Here is a 21,001-nt window from a genome sequence, read left to right on the forward strand (position 1 = left end):
GTGCCGGCAGTCCCCGGAACTACAAGAACGGAACCACGAACCACGAACCACGAACCACGGAACGCGGAACTACGGACGCAGCGTCGGCTCCCGCTCGATCTCCTGCTTGTCGAGCTTCGCGTCGGGCTTCGTCAGCCGCTTGGCCTTCGACGGGTCGTCCTGCACCGCGGCCGGGGCAACGCCCGCCCACTCGAGAATGCGGGCGGTGGCCTTCGCCTTCTGCTCGGGGTTCAGCCCCGCCACATTGGCACCGTGGTTGCCGCCCGGGGCGGTGAAGACATAACTGTCACGCGCCCCCTTGCCGAGGCGGAACGGCTCCGCGCCCCACGGGTCGTTCTGGCCGTAGACGAACAGCATCTGCTCGGCGTGGTGCCGGACCCAGCGGTCCACGTCGCCCATCGCCCAGGGCTTGAAGCGCATGGGGATGTCCCGCGGCACGAAGTTCCGCGGCGGCTGGTAGCCGTAGCGGCTCAGGCCCCTGAGGTGCGACTGCTCGATGTCGGGCGATCCCAGCTCGGTGCCTGCCTGGTAGTAGTACGGCGTGTACGGCTCCAGGCCCTGGTCGGTGTAGAAGGAGAAGCCGGAGATCGCATCGATGCTGTCCCAGATCTCCTGGTCGGAAGCGGTGGCCGCGGCCGGGATCGATGCGCAGTCGTCCAGCAGGCTGTACTGCCAGAAGGCCCAGGTGTAGTCGAGGACGACAGCCTCGAAGGCCCTGTCGAGCGAACCGATGGTCCTGTACGTGTAGCCGTTGTCGGCCGCGTACTGGGTGTAGCGGGCCTCGAGCGGCTTGCGACGGAGAAGCGCCTCGCGCTGCACCGCGTTCAGCTTGTCGCGGCACTCCTTGGTGCCGACGCGCCCGAGGAACCGGTCGTACGCCGAGTCCTCGTTGTTCTTCACGTCGTTGGGCGCGACGTACGCGACCACGCCGTCCATGTCACGGGGATAAAAGCGCTCGTAGTACGTGGCGGTCATGCCGCCCTTGGAGCCGCCCGTGGCGATCCACTTCTTGTTGTAGATCTTCTTCAGCGCGGTGAAGACACGGTGCTGGTCGGCGGCAGCCTGCCGGATGTCCAGCTTGGACCAGTCGGCCGGCTCGGGCCGCGAAGGGGTGAAGAAGCGGTACTCCAGATCGACCTGGTTGCCGTCGACGATCTGGGTGGGCTCGCGGCGGCGGGGGTTGGTACCCACGCTGTAACCACTGGTGTAGAAGACGGTCGGGCGGGCCGTGTCCTTGTGCAGCACCGTGATGCGCTGCTGGAACGTGCCCTTGGACGGCCGCCGGTGGTCGACCGGCTGAGCGTAGTTCAGGACGAAGTAGCGGTAGCCGGGGTACGGCTTCTCCTCGATCAGGCTCATCCCGGGGATCGCGAGGATCTGATCCTTGATGTCCTGGGACGCTCCCGGGCCGGAGGCCGGACCCGCGGCGGTGGCCGCGCTCGCCGTCACACCTGCCATACCTACGAGCATGACGAGCGACAGCAGCCATCTCAGCGCCTTGCGCATGCACCCTCCCCTTGGTTCACAACGGTCGCGGTGAACCTAGCGGGGTAACACACGTACCGCCAGACCCAGTTGGCGCAGCGCACGGGATTCAGCTGTGGAGCGGCTCCGACTCAGGCCCGTACACCCGCCGAAGCCCAGAGGCCCGGACTCGGACTCGGACTCAGACTCGGACTCAGCAGAGGATCCAGCCGGTCGAGCCGCGCTTCCCGGAGACGGCGCCCGAGGCACGGACACAGCGGTGGAGCGCGTGCACGGTCACCGGTCCCGCCTGCCGGGTGAACCGGCCCTTGTCCACGGCCGCACGACCGCCGCGCGGCTGGAGCGACACCGACATGACCCGCCGGGGACCGGGTTGCCTGGCGACGGTGAGAGCGCACACATAGGCGCGGCTCTTGTAGACGCGCAGCTCCCCCGTCGCGAACTGCACGGTCTTCACCGGACGTCCGGAGCACACGGAAGCGGCATCCGCCCGCTGAACGCCCGGTCCTGTCAGTGAAAGTGCGCCCACCACCGTGAGCACCGCGAGTATGCGCACCAGTAGTCTTTCGAACACTTTTGCTCCCCTCCCGCACCAGGCCGTACTGACGTACGACGCAACGGGGGCCCGTACGGTTGCCGTCCGGGCCCCTCGGCATGGTCATGCCGACCATGCCCCTCGCGAATCCGCGCGCCTCAGGCCGGAGTGGGCGCCTCCTCGCCGATGAAGGTGCGCCACAGCTCGGCGTACCGTCCGCCCCGCGTCAGCAGCTCCTCGTGCGTACCGTCCTCGACGACACGTCCGTGGGCCATCACGACGACCCGGTCGGCGCGGGCCGCCGTGGTCAGCCGGTGGGCGACGACCAGCGTGGTACGGCGGCCGGTGAGCCGGTCGGTGGCCTGGTTGACCTGTGCCTCGGTGGCCAGGTCCAGCGCCGCGGTCGCCTCGTCGAGCAGCAGCACGTCGGGGTCGACGAGCTCCGCCCGCGCCAGGGCGATGAGCTGGCGCTGCCCGGCCGAGAGATTGCGCCCGCGCTCGGCGACCTCGTGCAGGTAGCCGCCGTCGAGCGTGGCGATCATGTCGTGGGCGCCGACCGCACGTGCAGCCGCCTCGACCTCGGCGTCCGTCGCTTCCGGGCGTCCGTACGCGATCGCGTCGCGGACCGTACCGGAGAAGAGATACGCCTCCTGCGGGACGACCCCGAGCCGGTGACGGTAGGCGGTGAGGTCCAGGTCGCGCAGATCGGAACCGTCCACGGTGACCCGTCCGCCCGTGGGGTCGTAGAACCGGGCCACCAGCTTGACCAGCGTCGACTTGCCCGCGCCGGTCTCGCCGACGAACGCGACCGTCTGCCCGGCCGGGATCCGCAGGTCGATGCCGGCCAGTGCTGTCCCTTCCGCGTCTGCCCTCTCGCTCCCGTAGGCGAAGGACACTTCCTCGAAGGCGATCTCGCCGCGCAGCGCCGGCACATCGAGCGGCTTGCGCGCCTGTGCCGTGGACGTCGGCTCCCTCAGCAGCTCCTGGATACGGCCGAGCGAGACTGTCGCCTGCTGATAGCCGTCGAAGACCTGCGACAGCTGCTGCACGGGGGCGAAGAAGAGATCGATGTAGAGGAGATACGCCACCAGCGCGCCGGTGGTGAGCGTGCCGGCCTCGATCCGGCCGGCGCCGACGATCAGCACGGCCGCGGCGGCGACCGAGGACAGCAGCTGGACGAACGGGAAGTACACGGAGATCAGCCACTGTCCGCGCACCCGTGCCTCGCGGTAGCTGTCGCTGCGCTCCACGAACCGGCGGTTGCCCGAGGCCTCGCGGCGGAACGCCTGCACGATCCGCAGTCCGCTGACCGACTCCTGCAGATCGGCGTTGACGACGCTGATCCGCTCACGGGCCAGTTCGTAGGCCTTCACCGACCGGCGGCGGAAGAAGAACGTGCCGACGAGCAGCACCGGCAGGGTCGCGAAGACCACCAGCGCGAGCTGCACATCGATCACGACCAGCACGACCATGATCCCGAAGAAGGTGACGACGGAGACGAAGGCGGTGACCAGTCCGGTCTGCAGGAAGGTGGACAGGGCATCCACGTCCGTCGTCATCCGGGTCATGATCCGGCCGGTCAGCTCGCGCTCGTAGTAGTCGAGCCCGAGCCGCTGCAGCTGCGCGAAGATCTTCAACCTGAGCGCGTAGAGGATGCGTTCGCCGGTGCGTCCGGTCATCCGGGTCTCACCGATCTGCGCCGCCCACTGCACCACCACCGTGCCCAGCGCCACGAACGACGCTGCCCACACGGCGCCCAGGGCGACCCGCTCGACTCCGTCGTCGATGCCGTGCCGGATCAGCACCGGCAGCAGCAGCCCCATCCCCGCGTCGACCGCGACCAGCAGCAGGCTGAACAGCAGCGGCGTCCCGAAGCCGCGCAGCAGTCGGCGCAGGCCGTACGAGTCCTCGGCCCTCGCCGCCCGGGCCTCGTCGACCTGGGGTGTGTCGTCGGCCGGGGGAAGCGCCGCGACCTGGGCGAGGAGCTCGGGCGTGGCCCCGGTGACCGCGTCCTCCTCGGCCTCCTCCTTGCGCACCCAGAGCGGGGGCGTGATGCCGCGCTCGGCGTCGAACTCCGCGTCCATCTCTGCCCTGAGCGTGCGGTCCTCGGGGATCTCGACGGGGACGGTGTGCCCGGGCGACACACCGCCCAGCTCGTCCGGGTCCGTCAGCAGCCGCCGGTACAGAGCTGAACGTTCCTGCAGCTCGTCGTGGGTGCCGATGTCGGCGAGCCGGCCGCCGTCGAGCACGGCGATACGGTCGGCGAGCCCGAGCGTGGAGCGGCGGTGGGCGATCAGCAGGGTGGTTCGTCCGGTCATGACGCCGCGCAGTGCCTCGTGGATCTCGTGCTCGACCCGTGCGTCGACGGCGGACGTGGCGTCGTCGAGGAGCAGCAGCCGGGGGTCGGCGAGGATGGCCCTGGCGAGGGCGATCCGCTGGCGCTGGCCGCCGGAGAGGGTGAGGCCGTGCTCGCCGACCTTGGTGTCGTAGCCGCCGGGCAGCTCACGGATGAAACGGTCCGCCTGCGCGGTGCGAGCCGCCTCGACGATCTCCTCGTCCGTCGCGTCGGGCTTCGCGTAGGCGATGTTCGAGCGGACGGTGTCGGAGAAGAGGAAGCTGTCCTCGGGTACGAGACCGATGGCGGACCGCAGTGAATCCATGGTCAGCTGGCGCACGTCGTGCCCGCCGACGAGTACGGCGCCGTGCGTCACGTCGTAGAAGCGCGGCAGCAGCAGCGAGACGGTGGACTTGCCGCTGCCCGAGGAGCCGACCACCGCGACGGTCTCGCCGGGCCTGATCTCCAGCGAGAAGCCGTCGAGGACGGGCTGCGCGGCCTCCCCGTCCCCGTACGAGAAGCTGACGTCGTCGAACTCGACAGTCGCCGGCGCATCGGCCGGGAGCACCTTGGTGCCGTCCTTCATCGTCGGCTCGGTGTCGATGAGCTCCAGGACGCGCTCCACACCGGCGCGCGCCTGCTGGCCGACGGTCAGCACCATGGCGAGCATCCGCACCGGTCCGACCAGCTGCGCGAGGTACGCCGAGAAGGCGACGAACGTACCGAGGGTGATCTGTCCGCGGGTGGCCAGCCAGCCGCCCAGCGCCAGCATCGCCACCTGCCCGAGCGCGGGCACGGCTTGGAGGGCGGGGGTGTACCTGGCATTCAGCCGGATGGTGCGGAGCCGGCCTGCGAAGAGCTTGCGGCCGACGTCCCTGAGCTTCCCGGCCTCCTGTTCCTCCTGCCCGAAGCCCTTGACGACGCGTACACCGGACACGGCCCCGTCGACCACACCGGCGACGACGGCGGCCTGCTGCTGGGCGTACCAGGTGGCGGGGTGGAGCTTCACCCGGCTGCGCTTGGCGATGAACCAGAGCGCGGGGGCGACGGCGACGGCGATCAGGGTCAGCGGCAGGGACAGCCAGGCCATGACGCCGAGGGATATGAGGAAGAGGAGGAAGTTCCCGATCGTCATCGGGAGCATGAAGAGGAGGCCCTGGATGAGCTGGAGGTCGCTGGTGGCACGGCCGACGACCTGACCGGTGGACAGCTCGTCCTGCCGCCGCCCGTCGAGCCGGGTGATCGTCCTGTACATATCGGCACGGAGGTCGTGCTGGACGTCGAGGGCCAGACGGCCGCCGTAGTAGCGGCGGATGTACGTCAGGACATAGACGACGACCGCCGCGGCGATCAGCAGTCCGGTCCAGACGGTCAGCGACCTGGTGTGATTTCCGATGACGTCGTCGATGACGACCTTGGTGATCAGCGGGACGACGGCCATGACCGCCATGCCGGCGAGCGACGACCCCAGCGCGAGCACGACGTTCCGCCGGTACCGCCAGGCGTAACCGGCCAGTCGCCGCGCCCACCCCTGTTCTGCCCCCGCCACTTGGTGCCTCCCGGCTCGGGATTCGGAAATCCGACCTGACCTGCCGGAAGGCACCAACGCGGGCGCGGGCGGATTTCATCCCGCCGCAACAAAGTACGGTCTCCGGTCCTAGGACCCCGGGAACCGGATCCCAGGGCTCCGGGAGCGGATCCCAGGGCTCCGTCAGCCGGGCCGGGCCGGACCGGACCGGGCCTGGCCGGGCCAGGCCAGGCCGGTGCGGTGCGGTGCGGTGCGGTGCGAACGGCACCCGACCGGATCCGTCCCGGCGGCGGCTAGGACGCCGGGCCGCGCTCCGGCACCGCCGGCATGGACTCGTGCGGGACCGCGGGGGGCGTGACGACCGAGCGCGTCGACGCGGTCGGGTTGAGGTCCTTGTGCACGGCACGTGCGACGGCCTGGATGGTGTTGATGCCGTCGTTCATGGTCGCGTTGTCGTGGGTGAGGACGGTGATCGAGTAGTTGGCGCCCGGGCCGGTGAAGGCGCCGATGCTGTGCACCCGCCAGCCGTGTGTGGCGCGCGACAGCCAGCCGTTCTTCACGTGGACGGTCACGCCTGTGGGCGCGCCGACCGGGGTGCCCCAGCGCTGCGAGGCGACCACGCGCCGCATCAGGCTCTGCATGTAGGAGCGGGCGCTGTCGCTGAGCACACCGTTCTTGTTGGTGACCAGGCCCAGCAGCTTGCGCTGGTCACGGGCGGTGATCTGGGTGAGCCCCCAGTAGCCGCCCGTGCCGGGGACGGTCATCGTCATACCGGCGATCTGCATGAACGCCTTGACCTTGGCGGCGCCGAGCTGGTTCCACAGCGCCGTGGTGGCGTTGTTGTCGGACTTGGTGATCATGGCGGTGGTGAGCTCGACCTCGCGGTCGGTCAGCCGCCGCTGCTGTTTGCCCGCGTCCCACAGCAGCGTCGCCAGCACGGTCGCCTTCACGACGCTCGCGGAGTCGAACTTCTGGGTGGCGCGCAGTTCGCAGTGGGTGTTGGTGGTGCGGTCGAAGACGGCGACCGCCGTCGTCGACGAGCGTCCCCGCAGCGCGGCGGTGATGTCCGTCGTCAGCTTGGTGGCGAGTCCGGCCTTGCCGGAGGTACAGCTCACGGTGGGGGTCACGGCGGAGGCTGGCGCCGCCGACAGGGCTGTCGGCAGGAGCACTCCCACGGCGAGGGCCACACCGAGCGCACCGCGTCCGCGGCGGCGGCGGGATATGGAGTGGTGAGTCACGCATCGGAAGACTCATCGACAGACGAAAAGTTGTACGGGAGTGAGCAATGTGAGGGAGTGAGCAATGTCGTACGGGCGGGAGCACTGTCACGTCACAGTGCCCACGCCCGTACGGCAAACCCGGCGGCCGCCGGCCCGCTCAGAGGTGCGTCGGCGCGAACATCCTCAGCAGCGCGGGCAGCACGACCACCGAAGGGCCGGGCTGGGCCAGGGACTTGGCCAGGTCCTCGCGCAGCGATTCCGTCGTCGTACGGACCGCGGGCACCCCGAAGGACTCGGCGAGCGCGACGAAGTCCGGGCGGGACAACTCGGTCGCGGTCGCCTCACCGAAGGTGTCCGTCATGTACTCACGAAGGATGCCGTAGCCGCCGTCGTCCACGATCAGCCAGGTCACGGGCAGGTTGTACTGCTTCGCGGTCGCCAGCTCCGCGATCGAGTACATCGCGCCGCCGTCGCCGGAGACAGCGAGCACCGGCTTCGTACGGTCCGCGGCCGCGGCACCGAGCGCGGCGGGGAAGCCGTAGCCGAGACCGCCCGCTCCCTGTGCGGAGTGCATCGTGTTCGGGTGCCGGGCGTCGAAGGCGGACCAGGCCCAGTAGGCCAGGATGGTCATGTCCCAGAAGCTCGGCGAGTCGTCCGGCAGGGCCTCGCGGATCGCGGCGAGCAGCTCCTGCTCCAGGGTGAGGTCCTGGCCGGCGATCCGCTCCCGTACCTTCGCGAGCAGGGCGGAGACCCGCTCGGCGGCCGACGGACCGGTCGCCCGTAGCCCTTCGGACACGGGTGGGGGTCCCCCCGGCGAAGCCAGGGAGACCGCTCCCGCCCCGACCGTCTCGAGCAGGGCGGAGAGCGCGATGCGGGCGTCGGCGTGGATTCCCAGGCAGGCGTGGTTGGACTCCAGCTTGCCGAGGTCGGCCTCGATCTGGATCACCCGGCCGCGGGGCGCGAACGTGTGGTAGTTCGAGGAGAGTTCACCGAGGCCCGAGCCGACGACCAGCAGGACGTCGGCGTCCTCCAGGAAGTCGGTGGTGTGCCGGTCCTCCAGCCAGGACTGCATCGACAGCGGGTGCTCCCAGGGGAAGGCGCCCTTTCCGCCGAAGGTCGTGACGACCGGCGCGTCCAGCTTCTCGGCCAGCGCCACCAGCTTTCCGGTGGCGTCGGACCGTACGACTCCGCCGCCCGCGATGATCGCCGGGCGCTCGGCGTTCTGCAGCAGATGCGCGGCGACAGCGGTCAGTTCGGGGCGCGGCACCAGGTCGTGCGGGGTGGCGTCCATGGCCGTGACGACCGGCAGGGCCGTCCCGGCGAGCAGGACGTCCTGCGGGATCTCCACCCAGACCGGGCCGTGCGGCGCACTCAGCGCGGACTCCCAGGCGGCGGCGATCGCCGAGGGGATCTGCGAAGCCGTGCGGACGGTGTGCACGGACTTCACGATGTCGCGGAACGACGCCTTCTGGTCGCGCAGTTCGTGCAGGTAACCGTGGCGCCCGCCGCCCAGGCCCGCTGACGGGATCTGGCTGGAGATCGCCAGCACCGGGGCGGACGCGGCGGCCGCCTCCTGGAGCGCGGCGAGCGAGGTCAGCGCGCCAGGTCCGGTCGACAGCAGCAGCGGTGCGACCTGGCCGGTGATCCGCCCGTAGGCGTCGGCGGCGAAGCCCGCGTTGTTCTCGACCCGCAGGCCCACGTAGGCCAGGTCGGAACGCCGCAGCGCGTCGAACATGCCGAGCGCGTGCTGGCCGGGCAGCCCGAAGACGGTGGTGGCACCGAGGCCCTGGAGGGTTTCGACGACCAGGTCGCCGCCGTTGCGCCCGGCCGGCGGGTTGAGCGCGGCCTCCGTCTGCTGCGCGGTCGGGCGCAGTACGAGGTCGTGGTCGTGGGTCACTTGGCGTCCTCTGCGTCGCGGTCGGTCTGCGTCCCGGGCGCCGGTGCTCCGGCCGCCTGACCGTGGGCGGCGGGGCGGCGGCGCCCGTCCGCGGCCGGCAGGCGCCCGGACGCGCCGACAACGGCAGTGGCGGAGGTCACTCGACGCCTTCCCCCGCGCCCGAGGCGCGGTTCGCGGCGATCTGACGGGCCATGATCGTCGTCAGCTCGTACGCGGTGTGGGAGGCCGCGACCGAGGTGATCTCGGCGTGGTCGTAGGCCGGGGCGACCTCGACGACGTCCGCCGAGACGAGGTTGCAGGAGGCGAGTCCGCGCAGGATCTCCAGCAGCTCGCGGGAGGTCATGCCACCGGCCTCGGGGGTGCCGGTGCCGGGGGCGTGCGCCGGGTCGAGGCAGTCGATGTCGATGGAGATGTAGAGCGGGCGGTCGCCGATGCGCTGGCGCAGCTGGTCGGCGACCTCGTCGGCGCCGCGACGGTAGACGTCGGACGAGGTGACGATGCCGAAGCCCATCTTCTCGTCGTCGGTCAGGTCCTGCTTGCCGTACAGCGGGCCGCGGATGCCGACGTGGGAGAGCGCCTCGGTGTCGAGGATGCCCTCCTCGACGGCGCGGCGGAACGGGGTGCCGTGGGTGTACTCGGCGCCGAAGTACGTGTCCCAGGTGTCCAGATGCGCGTCGAAGTGGAGCAGCGCGACCGGGCCGTGCTTCTTGGCGATCGAGCGCAGCAGCGGCAGCGCGATGGTGTGGTCGCCGCCGAGGGTCATCATGCGGGCGCCGGTGCCGAGGATGTCGTCGGCGGCGGCCTCGATGGTCTCGACGGCCTCGTTGATGTTGAACGGGTTGGCGGCGATGTCGCCCGCGTCCGCGACCTGGGCGAGCGCGAAGGGCGAGGCGTCCTGCGCCGGGTTGTACGGGCGCAGGAGCCTCGACGCCTCACGGATGGCGTTGCCGCCGAAGCGCGCGCCGGGGCGGTAGGAGACCCCGGCGTCGAAGGGCACGCCGACGACGGCGACATCGGTGGTGCCGACCTCGTCGAGCCGCGGCAGCCGGGCGAACGTCGCGGGTCCGGCGTACCGCGGGATGCGGGACGAGTCGATGGGGCCGCGCGGCGTCTCGTTGCTGCTCATGGTCATGCCTACTTCCTACGCTTTTCCTACAGTTCGCTTGTTTCGCTACGGATTGACTCTAGCGGGCTCCGGTGAGTCCCCGGTCGGCTGCGGTGCATCTCAGTGGGCCGCCGGGACCGACTCCGCGACCGGCTCTTCGGCGGCCTCGGGGCTGCGTCCCGCGAGCCGCTCGCGCCAGTTGGCGAGGGTCGCCTCGTCCGTCGGCCTGGTCGCCAGCGAGACGGCCACATAGGCCACGAGGGAGGCCGCCAGACCGTAGTAGACGGGCTCGTTGGCGAGGATCCCGAACTTCCACATCAGGCCGATCACGGCCAGGCCGCCGACGACCACCGACGACAGCGCGCCGTACACGGTGCCGCGCTTCCACAGCAGTCCGCCGATGATGGGGACGAGCAGTCCGCCGACGAGCAGGTTGTACGCGACCGTCAGCGCCTCGATCACATTGTTGAGCGCGATCGCGATGGCGATGACGGCGATCCCCATCAGCAGGATGAAGGCCCGGTTGCCCTTGACCTCGTCGTGGGCCTCGCCGTCGGCGCGCTGCGCAGCCGCGCCGCGCAGCCGCTGCCAGATGTCGTTGTTGGCGACGGTGGCGCAGGCGATCAGGGCGCCGGAGGAGGTGGACATGACGGCGGCGAGCGCGGCGGCGAGGACCAGGCCCCGCACGCCCATCGGCAGCGCGTCCTTGACGATGGTGGCGAAGGCGTCGTCGGCACTCGCGAGGTTCGGGTAGAGCACCTTGGCGGCGGTGCCGATGACGGCGCCGGCGAGGGCGTAGACGAGGCAGTACGTACCGGCGACGGTGCCGCCCCAGCTGGCGACCTTGTCGTTGCGTGCCGTGAACACGCGCTGCCAGATGTCCTGGCCGATCAGCATGCCGAACGTGTAGATCAGCACGTACGTGAAGATCGTCTCGCCGCCGATGCCGAGCGGGGCGAAGTACTCGGAGGGCAGCTGGGCCTTCATCTCCGCGAAGCCGCCCGCCTTGATCACGGCTATGGGCAGCAGCAGGATCAGCACGCCGATCGTCTTGACGACGAACTGCACCATGTCGGTGAGGGTGATCGACCACATGCCGCCGAGCGCGGAATAGGCGACAACGATCGAGCCGCCGAGGACGATCGCGACCGTCCGGTTCATGTCGAAGAGGACGTCGAAGATCGTGGCGTAGGCGATGGTCGAGGTGACCGCGAGCATCAGCGTGTACGCCCACATCACGACACCGGTGATGAGACCGGCCCGGCCGCCGTAACGCAGGTCGAGCATCTCGGAGACGGTGTAGACCTTCAGCCGGGCGATACGGGCCGAGAAGAAGACCGAGAGGGCGAGGAGTCCGAGGCCGATGGTGAAGACCATCCAGGCACCGGAGAGTCCGTACTTGTAACCGAGCCCGACGCCACCGATGGTGGAGGCGCCGCCGAGGACGATGGCGGCCATCGTGCCCGAGTACATCCAGGGGCCGAGCCTGCGGCCGGCCACCAGGAACTCGCTCTTGGACTTGGCGCGGCGCATGCCCCACCAGCCCATGGCCAGCATTCCGGCCAGATAGACGACGATCACTGCGTAATCGACGGCCATGGGGCCCTCCTTCACTCACTTCGGTGGCGTGTCGTGCAGGGGATACGAGGGACGCAGCAGCTCCCTGCGGGGACATCCGCCCGTACCCGCGGCTGCTGGACGGCACGACCATAAGTGGCCGGAAAGCGACGTTGAAGTGTACGTTTCATCCATTCTGGAAGACGACCTCGGATGGAACGTCCACCATGCCGGATCCCGCCGCCCGCCCCATCGCCCCACCGGCCCCACCCATCCCCCTGGCGGCCCTGCTGGCCCGTGAGGACCTCGGCCTGCGGCTCGTCGCGGGAACCACCGACCCCGAGGCCGTGGCTGTCCAGTGGGTCCACACCTCGGAGATGGCCGATCCCTACCCCTACCTCCTCGGCGGCGAGCTGCTGCTGACGGCGGGCGTCCTGCTGACCGATCCGGACGCCTATGCGGCCCGGGTGGTCGAGGCGGGCGGCGCGGCGATCGGCTTCGGCGTCGCCCCGGTGCACGACACCGTCCCGGACGCACTCGTCGCGGCGTGCGAGCGGCTCCGGCTGCCTCTGGTCGAGGTGCCGCCGCAGACCCCGTTCACGGCGATCGCCAGGGCGGTCTGGCGCCTCATGGCCCAGGTCCGCCTCGAGGAGGTGCGCCGGGTGAGCGAGGCCCAGCAGGGCCTGGCCGCCGCGGCGGCGCGCCCCGACCCGGTCCCGGCGGTGCTGCAGCAACTGGCCTCACGGCTGGGCGGCTGGGCGGTACTGCTGTCCCCGGACGGCTCCGCGCTGCAGTCGGCGGGCCGAGCGGCGTCGCGGGACGCGCGCGAGGCCATGGAGCAGCTCGCGCGGGTGGTGAGGCCGGGACAGGAGGAAGAGAAGGACGGGGCCGCGCGACGGACCCCGGCGTCCGCCACCGACACGCTCGGGGGGCACCAGTTGGCCGCGTACGCGCTCGGAGGGACGGACGGGCTGGTTCTCGGGATCGCCACCGAGGGACGGGAACCCGGCGGTCACACGGTGGCCGGCATGGCCGTCGTCCTTCTGTCACTGCTCACCGCACCCCACCAGGGCGCGGACGCGACCGGGCGCTCCGCGGCGCTGGTGCGCCTGCTGCTGGGCGCCTCGCCCGCCGATGTGGCACCCGCGCTCGGGCCTGGCCCCTGGGTCGTGGTGCACGCCACCCGGCCGGGGCTGCCGCCCGACCGGATCGCGGCATCGGCGCTCGGGTCGACCCTGGGCAGCGCACTCGTGGACGCGGACGGCGCGACGGTGCGGATCCTGCTGCCCGGGGACCGGCGGATCGAGCCGCAGCCGGGCTGGACCCTCGGGGTGAGCGCCCCCGCCGTGCCCGCCGAGCTCACCGCCGCCGACACGGCGGCGGCGCGCGCCCTGCGCCGGGCGGAGGCGACCCGGGAACCGCTGGCCCGCCAGCGCGACGCAGGCCTCGCCGAGCTGGTCGCACCGGGTGAGGCCGCCGTCCATGCCCGCAACCTGCTCGCGCCGATCGCGGGCCTCCCCGCACTCACAGAGACCCTGCGCGTCTGGCTCTCGCTGCACGGCAGCTGGGACCGCACGGCGGTGGCCCTGGGTGTCCACCGGAACACCGTGCGGCAGCGCATCACGCGCTGCGCGACGCTGCTGGGCGCGGACCTGGACGACGCGGACGTACGGATGGAGTTCTGGTTCGCCCTCAGATGGTTGTGATCTGGACAACCGCCTCTGGACATCGCCGATGACTGGCGGGTAACTTGGCTGAGCAAGCGCTTAGACAACTGAGCCGCCCGTCAACCATCTCCGAGGAGGCGTCCGTGCGCCGCACCGTATTCAACGAGGACCACGAGGCGTTCCGGGAGACCATCCGCGCCTTCATCGAGGCCGAGGTCGTCCCCGTCTACGACGAGTGGTTCGCCGCGGGCCAGGCGCCGCGCGACTTCTACGACAAGCTCGGTGAGCTGGGCGTCTTCGGCATCAACGTGCCCGAGGAGTTCGGCGGCGCGGGCCTGGACACGCACAAGTTCGAGGCCGTGCTCTACGAGGAGACCTCGCGCGCGGGCGTCAACTTCGGCGGCTCCGGCGTGCATGTGCTCCTCGCCCTGCCGTACATCAAGATGCTGGCAACCGACGCGCAGAAGAAGACCTACCTGCCGAAGTTCGTCACCGGCGAGGAGATGTGGGCGCTGGCGATGACCGAGCCGGGCACCGGCTCCGACGTCGCGGGCATGAAGACCACGGCCAGGCTCTCGGACGACGGCACGCACTACGTTCTCAACGGCGCCAAGACCTTCATCACCGGTGGTGTGCACGCGGACCGTGTGATCGTGTGCGCCCGCACCTCCGCCCCGCGCGAGGACGACCGCCGCTTCGGCATCTCGCTGTTCGCCGTGGACACCAAGTCGGAGGGCTACTCGGTCGGCCGCAAGCTGGACAAGCTCGGCCTGCGCACCTCCGACACCGCCGAGCTGGCCTTCGTCGACGTCAAGGTCCCGGTCGAGGACCTGCTCGGCGAGGAGAACAAGGGCTTCTACTACCTCGGCCAGAACCTGCCCTCCGAGCGCTGGGGCATCGCGTTCGGCGCCTACGCGCAGGCCAAGGCCGCCGTCCGGTTCGCCCAGCAGTACGTGCAGGACCGTACGGTCTTCGGCAAGCCGGTCGCCTCGTTCCAGAACACCAAGTTCGAGCTGGCCGCCTGCCAGGCCGAGGTGGACGCCGCCGAGGCCGTCGCCGACCGCGCCCTGGAAGCCCTGGACGCCGGCGAGCTGACCCCCGCAGAGGCCGCCTCCGCGAAGCTCTTCTGCACCGAGGTCGCCCACCGGGTCATCGACCGGTGCCTCCAGCTGCACGGCGGCTACGGCTACATGAACGAGTACCCGATCGCCCGTCTGTACGCCGACAACCGCGTCAACCGCATCTACGGCGGCACCAGCGAGGTCATGAAGTCGATCATCGCCAAGGACATGGGGCTCTGACCCTGTGAGCACAGCGCTCGACGACCTGCTCGACCTGCTCGATCTCGAGCAGGTCGAGCAGAACTACTTCCGGGGCCGCTCGCGCTCGGCGATCGTGCCCCGCGTCTTCGGCGGACAGGTCGCGGCCCAGGCGCTCGTCGCCGCGGGCCGCACCGTCCCCGACGACCGCACCGCCCACTCCCTGCACGCGTACTTCCTGCGCATGGGCGACCCCGGCGCCCCGATCGTGTACACGGTCGACCGGATCCGCGACGGCCGGTCCTTCACGACCCGGCGCGTCGTCGCGGTCCAGCACGGCCAGCCGATCTTCCATCTCTCGGCGTCGTTCCAGACGTACGAGGAAGGGCTCGACCACCAGGCGCCGATGCCCGAGGCCCCGGACCCCGACTCGCTGCCGACAGCGGCCGAGATCCTGCCGGAGCACATGGAGCGGTTCGACATCGACCCGGACACGGCCCGGCGGATACTCGAAGCCCGGTCGGCGGTCGATCTGCGGTACGTGGACGCGCCTCCGTACGCCACCGTCGGGGAGCCGCGCGAGCCGCGCTCGCAGGTGTGGTTCCGTACGAACGGCAAACTCGACGACTACTCGGCCGACCCGCTGCTGCACGTCTGCCTCGCCACGTACGTCTCGGACATGACGCTGCTCGACTCGGTGCTGCTGGCGCACGGGCGCGGCGGCTGGACGGTCGGCGACGTCGTGGGCGCCTCGCTGGACCACGCGATGTGGTTCCACCGGCCCTTCCGGGCCGACGAATGGCTGCTGTACGACCAGGAGTCGCCTTCCGCGCACGGCGGCCGTGGTCTCGGCCAGGCGCGTATCTACACGCAGGACGGGCGGCTGGCGATCTCCGTCATCCAGGAGGGCGTGGTCCGCGTCCCGCATGGCTCGTCCTGACGCTCGGGCACGCCGGTGTGCGGGTCCATCGACGGGTCCGCAGTGATCACCACGGCGCGGGCGTCGACAGCGGCAGCACCGCCTCGAGGGTGAAGCCGCCGTCCGGCGCCGGGGCCGCGGTGAGGGTGCCGCCGAGGGCCGCCGTGCGGACCCTCAGGCCCGGCAGGCCCTGGCCGCCCCCGGGCTCGGGGCGCGGACCGGGAACGGGCGATGGCCCGTTGCGGACGGAGATGTGCAGGGAGTCAGGTGTGTAGCGCACCGCGACATCGGCCCGGGCGCCCGGCGCGTGCCGGCGCACGTTCGTCAGCGCCTCCTGGACGATGCGGTACGCGGTGTGCTGGATCTCCGGCGGGCAGTCCGCGAGGTCCACTCGGGCGAGGTCCGCGCGTACACCGTCGCCCGCGGCCACGACAAGTTCGGGGAGCTGCGCCAGGCCCGGGGTCTCGTGGCGGATCGCCTGGCGCAGACCGGCCGCCGCGTGCCTGCTCAGCTCGCCCAGCGCCTCGGCCTCCTGGCGGTAGCCGGGGGAGTCCGCCGCGGCGACGAGTGCGCTGCAGCGAAGGCTGATCAGGCTCAGGTGGTGGGCCGCGGTGTCGTGGACGTCCCGGGCCAGCCGCTCCCTTTCGCGCAGCGCCGCCTGCTCGGCCGCGTACCGGCGCTCGCGTTCCCGGGACAGGGCCAGTTCGGCGAGGCGGCCGGCGAGTTCGCGGCGGGCGCGGCCGAGCAGGCCCAGCGCGGCGGGGGCGACCGCGAGCAGCCCGGCCAGCAGGACGCCGAGGATGATGTCGGGGAGTGTCCAGGCGTAGTCGAGGTCCCGCCACGGAACGAACGCGACGACCCCGACGGCCGCCGACCCGGCGATCACCTCGCCGCGACGGCGTTCGGAGGCGGCGAGTGCGTGCAGCGCGCACATCGCGGGCAGCCAGATCACGCCGGTGGCGAGGGTGGGCAGCGCGAGAGCGAGAACCGTCCGGGGGAAACGCCTGCGCAGGACGAGGACGACTGCGACGGCGAGCGCGCCGGCGAACATCCAGTCCTCCACCCAGTACCGGGTCGCCAGTGCCTCGGCGACGGCGGCGACGACGACGAGCGCTTCGACCGCCCATCGGCGGGCGGTCATCCTGAACCTCGCCCGGCAGCGGATCGGTGGACCACGGTGGCGAGGCCCACCCGGCTGGTGACGGCGAGCTTCCGCTTGAGCGCCCCGATGTGGGTCTTGACCGTAGTCACGCCCATGCCGAGGTGGGCGGCGATGTCGGTGTTGGGCAGTCCGGCCGCGATCAGTGCAAGGACCTCGCGCTCGCGGTCGGTGAGCCCGGCCAGCCCGTCGGACGTGTCGGGGGCGGATATCGGGGCCGAGCCGGCGTAACGGGCGAGGACGGCCGCGCTGCCGGGGGGCGTGCAGATGACGCCACCCGCGGCGAGCAGCCGCACGGCCTCCACGAACAGCCGCGGCTCGGTGCTCTTGAGCAGAAACCCGGAGGCACCGCCCCGCAGCGCGCGCTCGACGTGGTCGGCCCGGTCGAGGGCGGTGAGCATGGCCACGACGGGCGGCCGGGGAAGTGCGCGCAGGCGGCACAGCACGTCCAGGCCGCCGACGGACGGCATGTCGATGTCCAGCAGCACCACGTCGGGGACGTGTCGCCGGACCGCCTCGACGGCGTCGGGGCCGTCGCAGGTGCCTTCGACGGTGATCGCGTCGGCGGCGTCGAGGATGCGCTGCAGTGCGGCGCGTACGAGCTCCTCGTCGTCGACGACGAGCACTCGCACCGGCGGCCTCAAGTCGTAGGGCAAAGGTCGTCCTGTGGTGTGAGCGATGTGGTGCCTGGGGCTGCGACCCTGGATGCAGATCCTAGGACGCCACAAGTGCCCACCGGGATCCCCGGGGCTCGACCAAACTCCCGGGACCTCGCTGAACGGGCCGCCCGGCCCCGCCCGCGAAGGGGATTCGTGTGCGGTGCCACCGGCCGAGGAGGAACCGTCGCACGCCGATGAGTCGGCCTGCGGCGCGGCCCGGACCGCCGCCCGGGCGAGGCGTTCGCCTGCGCCCCGGGCGGTGTGGCCCGTCGGCGGAACCGTGCAGATCAGCAGGACTGTCGCCGTTGCTGAGCCGTTGCCGGTGGCATCGCGGCCGCTCGGCCGTCGCCGGTGGCGTCGCCGTTCTCGGCGGACAGGCGGGGGCGGTCCGCCGGACGGGCGGACCGCCGTCAGGAGCGGGCCCGCCGGTTCGGCGGGGCTGAGCCCTTCCGAGTGACGTCCCCCATGGGTCACTCGGAGGAGCTGAGTCCCGCGGCGTCCAGCAGGTACGCCGTCAGCGGGTCGTAGAAACGCGGGTCCGTGACGTGGTCGTCCAGCGGGACGGTCACCTGGAGGGTTCCCTCCGCCTCACCGATGAAGAGCGCCGGGTCGTTGCAGTCGGCGTAGCCGACGGAGTCGATGCCCCGCTGCCCCGCGCACCCCGCCCAGCCGTGGTCGGCGACCACCAGGTCGGGCAGGGGCCGCTGCACGCGCGCCAGACCGTCCAGGATCGCGGCCATCGGTTCCGGCGAGTGGGTGTGCCACAGCGTCGCGCCGCGTTCCAGCATGGCGACTCCCGCGAACTGGAAGACCATGCCCTCGTCCGCCGTGAGCCCGGAGGGGATCTGCACGATCTCGCAGCCCGCGGATCTCAGGGCGTCCGCCGTCTGCCGGTGCACATCGAGCAGACCGCCGGGGTGTCCGGTCGCGAACAGCACGGACTGCCGCGCGGCCGCGGCCTCCTTGAGCCGCGCCGCCATCCGGTCCAGGGCGTCGACCGTCAGCTCCGGGTCGATGGTGTCCTGTCCGAACCGGTGCTGCGGATCGTCGTTGACACCGCAGCGCTCGGCCATCACGGCCAGCACGTCCTGCTCGTCGGTCCAGCGGTCGCCGAGCTCCAGGCCCAGCCAGTAGTGGCGGTCTCCGTTGGCGAGCTTGCGGTAGTGGGAGAGGTTGTTGTCGCGGGGGGTGGCGACGTCTCCGGCGATACGAGTGCGGACGAGGTGATCGACAAGGGCTGCGCGGTTCGGTATCGGCATGAGCCCATTGTGCCGTCTGGTGTGCGGAGCGTGCCCGGCGTCCCGAGGCCCGGACACCCGCACGGTCCGCTCGCCCGCCTCCCGCGCGGGGATCACGACGACAGCGACGCGAACGCCCCGTGGGAGAGCTTGCGCAGCAGGGCCTCCATCGCGGCCCGGTCCGGCAGCCCGGCGCCGTACGAGCCCAGGTGCGGGGTCGAGTTGAGGAGCCCGAACACCGCGTGGACGGCGGCCCGTGTCTGGCCCTCTGCAACCTCCGGGTGGAGCTTTCTGACGGCGTCCACCCACAGTTCCACGTACTGCCTCTGCAGTTGCCGCACGAGCTTGCGGTCGCTGTCGCGCAGCCGGTCCAGCTCGCGGTCGTGGAGGGTGATCAGCGGGCGGTCGTCGAGGGCGAAGTCGATGTGCCCGTCGATCAGCGAGGCGAGCACGTCCTCGGGAACCCCGTTCGCCTCGGCGACCCGTCGCCTGCCGCCGTCCAGCAGCCGGCCGGAGATTCCGACCAGCAGCTCGGCCAGCATCGCGTCCTTGCCCGCGAAGTGGCGGTACAGCCCCGGCCCGCTGATACCGACAGCGGCCCCTATCTCGTCGACGCCGACGCCGTGGAAGCCGCGCTCGGCGAAGAGGCGTGCGGCCTCGCTGAGGATCTGCTCGCGGCGGGTCAGGGCGTCGGTCCTGGTGGTCATGCAGGCAATTCTAGACAACGCCGTTAGCGCTCGTTAACCTGAAGGAAATGGGTTAACGCTCATTAACAAGGACGATGCTCTGACAGGGGGCTCGACACGATGCAGCAGGCACCTGTGCTGGCGAGCGCGGCAGACCCCGCCTCCCAGGCCTGGCAGGCCAACGAGGCGGCACACCGCGAGCTGGCCGACACGCTGCGCGCGAAGCTGGCAGCGGCCCGGCTGGGCGGCGGCGAGAAGGCCCGCGCCCGGCACACCGCGCGCGGGAAGCTGCTGCCGCGCGACCGCGTGGACACAGTTCTGGACCCGGGCTCGCCCTTCCTGGAGCTGGCGCCGCTCGCGGCCGACGGGATGTACGAGGGCCAGGCCCCGGCCGCCGGGGTGATCGCCGGAATCGGCCGGGTCAGTGGCCGCGAGGTGGTGATCGTCGCCAATGACGCCACGGTCAAGGGCGGCACGTACTACCCGATGACGGTGAAGAAGCACCTCCGTGCGCAGGAGGTGGCCCTGGAGAACCGTCTGCCGTGCCTCTATCTGGTCGACTCCGGCGGCGCGTTCCTGCCCATGCAGGACGAGGTCTTCCCGGACCGCGAGCACTTCGGCCGGATCTTCTACAACCAGGCGCGGCTGTCGGGCGCCCGTATCCCGCAGATCGCGGCGGTCCTCGGCTCCTGCACGGCCGGCGGCGCGTACGTCCCGGCGATGAGCGACGAGGCCGTGATCGTGCGGAACCAGGGGACGATCTTCCTCGGCGGCCCGCCTCTGGTGAAGGCCGCCACCGGTGAGGTGGTGACGGCCGAGGAGCTCGGCGGCGGCGAGGTCCACTCCCGGGTCTCCGGTGTCACCGACCATCTGGCCGAGGACGACGCCCACGCCCTGCGGATCGTGCGGAACATCGTCGCGACGCTGCCCGAGCGCGGTCCGCTCCCCTGGTCGGTGGAGCCCGCCGAGGAGCCGAAGGTCGATCCCTTCGGGCTGTACGGCGCGGTGCCGGTGGATTCGCGCACCCCCTACGACGTGCGCGAGGTCATCGCCCGCATCACGGACGGCTCGCGCTTCGCCGAGTTCAAGTCGGAGTTCGGGCAGACGCTCGTCACCGGCTTCGCCAGGATTCACGGCCACCCCGTCGGCATCGTCGCCAACAACGGGATCCTGTTCTCCGAATCCGCCCAGAAGGGCGCGCACTTCATCGAGCTGTGCGACCAGCGCGGGATCCCGCTGCTCTTCCTGCAGAACATCTCGGGATTCATGGTCGGCAAGGACTACGAGGCCGGAGGCATCGCCAAGCACGGCGCGAAGATGGTCACGGCCGTGGCCTGCACGCGCGTGCCGAAGCTGACGGTCGTCGTCGGCGGGTCCTACGGCGCGGGGAACTATTCGATGTGCGGCCGGGCGTACTCACCGCGCTTCCTGTGGATGTGGCCCAACGCCAAGATCTCGGTGATGGGCGGCGAGCAGGCCGCCTCCGTGCTGGCGACCGTCAAGCGCGACCAGATCGAGGGCCGCGGCGAGGTATGGGCCGCCGAGGAGGAAGAGGCCTTCAAGGCCCCGATCCGCGCCCAGTACGAGCAGCAGGGCAACGCGTACTACGCGACGGCCCGGCTGTGGGACGACGGAGTGATCGACCCCCTGGAGACGCGGCAGGTGCTGGGGCTGGCCCTGACCGCGTGCGCCAACGCCCCGCTGGGTGACCCCGGCTTCGGCGTCTTCCGGATGTGAGGGACTGCTGTGACT

Annotated in this window: 16 protein-coding genes; 4 read left to right on the top strand and 12 right to left on the bottom strand. The window is 71.1% G+C overall.

The window, feature by feature from the left end; all coding sequences use genetic code 11:
• Positions 1-69: 69 nt before the first annotated feature.
• The 8 genes from ACFU5O_RS03770 to ACFU5O_RS03805 all read right to left on the bottom strand — a co-directional run bounded on the left by ACFU5O_RS03770 (position 70) and on the right by ACFU5O_RS03805 (position 11,704).
• A complete protein-coding gene (locus ACFU5O_RS03770; protein ID WP_384235879.1) occupies positions 70-1,506 on the bottom strand; it encodes a S28 family serine protease in 1,437 nt (478 codons plus the stop codon).
• Between the two features lie 172 nt (positions 1,507-1,678).
• On the bottom strand, positions 1,679-2,059 hold the full coding sequence (locus ACFU5O_RS03775) for a hypothetical protein (RefSeq protein ID WP_384235881.1): 381 nt from the start codon (positions 2,057-2,059) through the stop codon (positions 1,679-1,681).
• Positions 2,060-2,178: 119 nt separating this feature from the next.
• A complete protein-coding gene (locus ACFU5O_RS03780; RefSeq protein WP_384235884.1) occupies positions 2,179-5,904 on the bottom strand; it encodes an ABC transporter ATP-binding protein in 3,726 nt (1,241 codons plus the stop codon).
• Positions 5,905-6,176: 272 nt separating this feature from the next.
• Positions 6,177-7,121 (bottom strand): serine hydrolase, encoded by a 945-nt coding sequence (locus tag ACFU5O_RS03785; RefSeq protein ID WP_384235887.1) that lies wholly within the window; start codon positions 7,119-7,121, stop codon positions 6,177-6,179.
• 139 nt (positions 7,122-7,260) lie between these two features.
• The gene (locus ACFU5O_RS03790) at positions 7,261-9,000 is read right to left on the bottom strand and encodes a thiamine pyrophosphate-binding protein (RefSeq protein ID WP_384235890.1); all 1,740 of its coding nucleotides are present in this window, start codon (positions 8,998-9,000) and stop codon (positions 7,261-7,263) included.
• Positions 8,997-9,140 carry a hypothetical protein gene (locus ACFU5O_RS03795; RefSeq protein ID WP_384235893.1) on the bottom strand — a complete coding sequence of 48 codons (144 nt, stop codon included), beginning with the start codon at positions 9,138-9,140 and terminating at the stop codon, positions 8,997-8,999. The genes ACFU5O_RS03790 and ACFU5O_RS03795 overlap by 4 nt, the downstream gene beginning before the upstream one ends.
• Positions 9,137-10,126, bottom strand: a complete 990-nt coding sequence (speB, locus tag ACFU5O_RS03800; protein WP_384236407.1) for an agmatinase — start codon at positions 10,124-10,126, stop codon at positions 9,137-9,139. The genes ACFU5O_RS03795 and speB overlap by 4 nt, the downstream gene beginning before the upstream one ends.
• Before the next feature lie 99 nt (positions 10,127-10,225).
• The gene (locus ACFU5O_RS03805) at positions 10,226-11,704 is read right to left on the bottom strand and encodes a sodium:solute symporter (protein ID WP_384235895.1); all 1,479 of its coding nucleotides are present in this window, start codon (positions 11,702-11,704) and stop codon (positions 10,226-10,228) included.
• Between the two features lie 185 nt (positions 11,705-11,889).
• On the opposite strand from ACFU5O_RS03805, the gene ACFU5O_RS03810 reads away from it, so the two are divergent.
• From ACFU5O_RS03810 to ACFU5O_RS03820, 3 genes are all read left to right on the top strand, one after another.
• On the top strand, positions 11,890-13,368 hold the full coding sequence (locus ACFU5O_RS03810) for a PucR family transcriptional regulator (protein ID WP_384235898.1): 1,479 nt from the start codon (positions 11,890-11,892) through the stop codon (positions 13,366-13,368).
• A gap of 104 nt (positions 13,369-13,472) precedes the next feature.
• Positions 13,473-14,630 carry an acyl-CoA dehydrogenase family protein gene (locus ACFU5O_RS03815; protein ID WP_384235901.1) on the top strand — a complete coding sequence of 386 codons (1,158 nt, stop codon included), beginning with the start codon at positions 13,473-13,475 and terminating at the stop codon, positions 14,628-14,630.
• Positions 14,631-14,634: 4 nt separating this feature from the next.
• A complete protein-coding gene (locus ACFU5O_RS03820; RefSeq protein WP_384235904.1) occupies positions 14,635-15,528 on the top strand; it encodes an acyl-CoA thioesterase in 894 nt (297 codons plus the stop codon).
• A 46-nt stretch (positions 15,529-15,574) separates the two neighbouring features.
• Here ACFU5O_RS03820 and ACFU5O_RS03825 read toward each other — a convergent pair whose 3' ends face one another.
• The 4 genes from ACFU5O_RS03825 to ACFU5O_RS03840 all read right to left on the bottom strand — a co-directional run bounded on the left by ACFU5O_RS03825 (position 15,575) and on the right by ACFU5O_RS03840 (position 19,270).
• A complete protein-coding gene (locus ACFU5O_RS03825) occupies positions 15,575-16,648 on the bottom strand; it encodes a sensor histidine kinase (protein WP_384235906.1) in 1,074 nt (357 codons plus the stop codon).
• Positions 16,645-17,322 carry a response regulator gene (locus ACFU5O_RS03830; RefSeq protein WP_384235908.1) on the bottom strand — a complete coding sequence of 226 codons (678 nt, stop codon included), beginning with the start codon at positions 17,320-17,322 and terminating at the stop codon, positions 16,645-16,647. Before ACFU5O_RS03830 ends, ACFU5O_RS03825 begins: the two co-directional genes overlap by 4 nt.
• Before the next feature lie 473 nt (positions 17,323-17,795).
• Positions 17,796-18,584: a phosphatase gene (locus tag ACFU5O_RS03835; RefSeq protein WP_384235911.1), complete on the bottom strand. Its 789-nt coding sequence runs from the start codon at positions 18,582-18,584 to the stop codon at positions 17,796-17,798.
• Between the two features lie 92 nt (positions 18,585-18,676).
• Positions 18,677-19,270, bottom strand: a complete 594-nt coding sequence (locus tag ACFU5O_RS03840; RefSeq protein WP_384235914.1) for a TetR/AcrR family transcriptional regulator — start codon at positions 19,268-19,270, stop codon at positions 18,677-18,679.
• Positions 19,271-19,369: 99 nt separating this feature from the next.
• On the opposite strand from ACFU5O_RS03840, the gene ACFU5O_RS03845 reads away from it, so the two are divergent.
• Positions 19,370-20,986: a carboxyl transferase domain-containing protein gene (locus tag ACFU5O_RS03845; protein ID WP_384235917.1), complete on the top strand. Its 1,617-nt coding sequence runs from the start codon at positions 19,370-19,372 to the stop codon at positions 20,984-20,986.
• Positions 20,987-21,001: the final 15 nt, after the last annotated feature.

The organism is Streptomyces sp. NPDC057445 (genome assembly GCF_042802855.1).
Lineage (GTDB): Bacteria > Actinomycetota > Actinomycetes > Streptomycetales > Streptomycetaceae > Streptomyces.

Excerpts from the sequence above, each read along its gene's own strand:
- ACFU5O_RS03770 (WP_384235879.1), bottom strand. The coding sequence starts at position 1,506 with ATGCGCAAGGCGCTGAGATGGCTGCTGTCGCTCGTCATGCTCGTAGGT.
- speB (WP_384236407.1), bottom strand. The coding sequence starts at position 10,126 with ATGAGCAGCAACGAGACGCCGCGCGGCCCCATCGACTCGTCCCGCATC.
- ACFU5O_RS03805 (WP_384235895.1), bottom strand. The coding sequence starts at position 11,704 with ATGGCCGTCGATTACGCAGTGATCGTCGTCTATCTGGCCGGAATGCTG.
- ACFU5O_RS03810 (WP_384235898.1), top strand. The coding sequence starts at position 11,890 with ATGCCGGATCCCGCCGCCCGCCCCATCGCCCCACCGGCCCCACCCATC.
- ACFU5O_RS03825 (WP_384235906.1), bottom strand. The coding sequence starts at position 16,648 with ATGACCGCCCGCCGATGGGCGGTCGAAGCGCTCGTCGTCGTCGCCGCC.
- ACFU5O_RS03835 (WP_384235911.1), bottom strand. The coding sequence starts at position 18,584 with ATGCCGATACCGAACCGCGCAGCCCTTGTCGATCACCTCGTCCGCACT.
- ACFU5O_RS03840 (WP_384235914.1), bottom strand. The coding sequence starts at position 19,270 with ATGACCACCAGGACCGACGCCCTGACCCGCCGCGAGCAGATCCTCAGC.
- ACFU5O_RS03845 (WP_384235917.1), top strand. The coding sequence starts at position 19,370 with ATGCAGCAGGCACCTGTGCTGGCGAGCGCGGCAGACCCCGCCTCCCAG.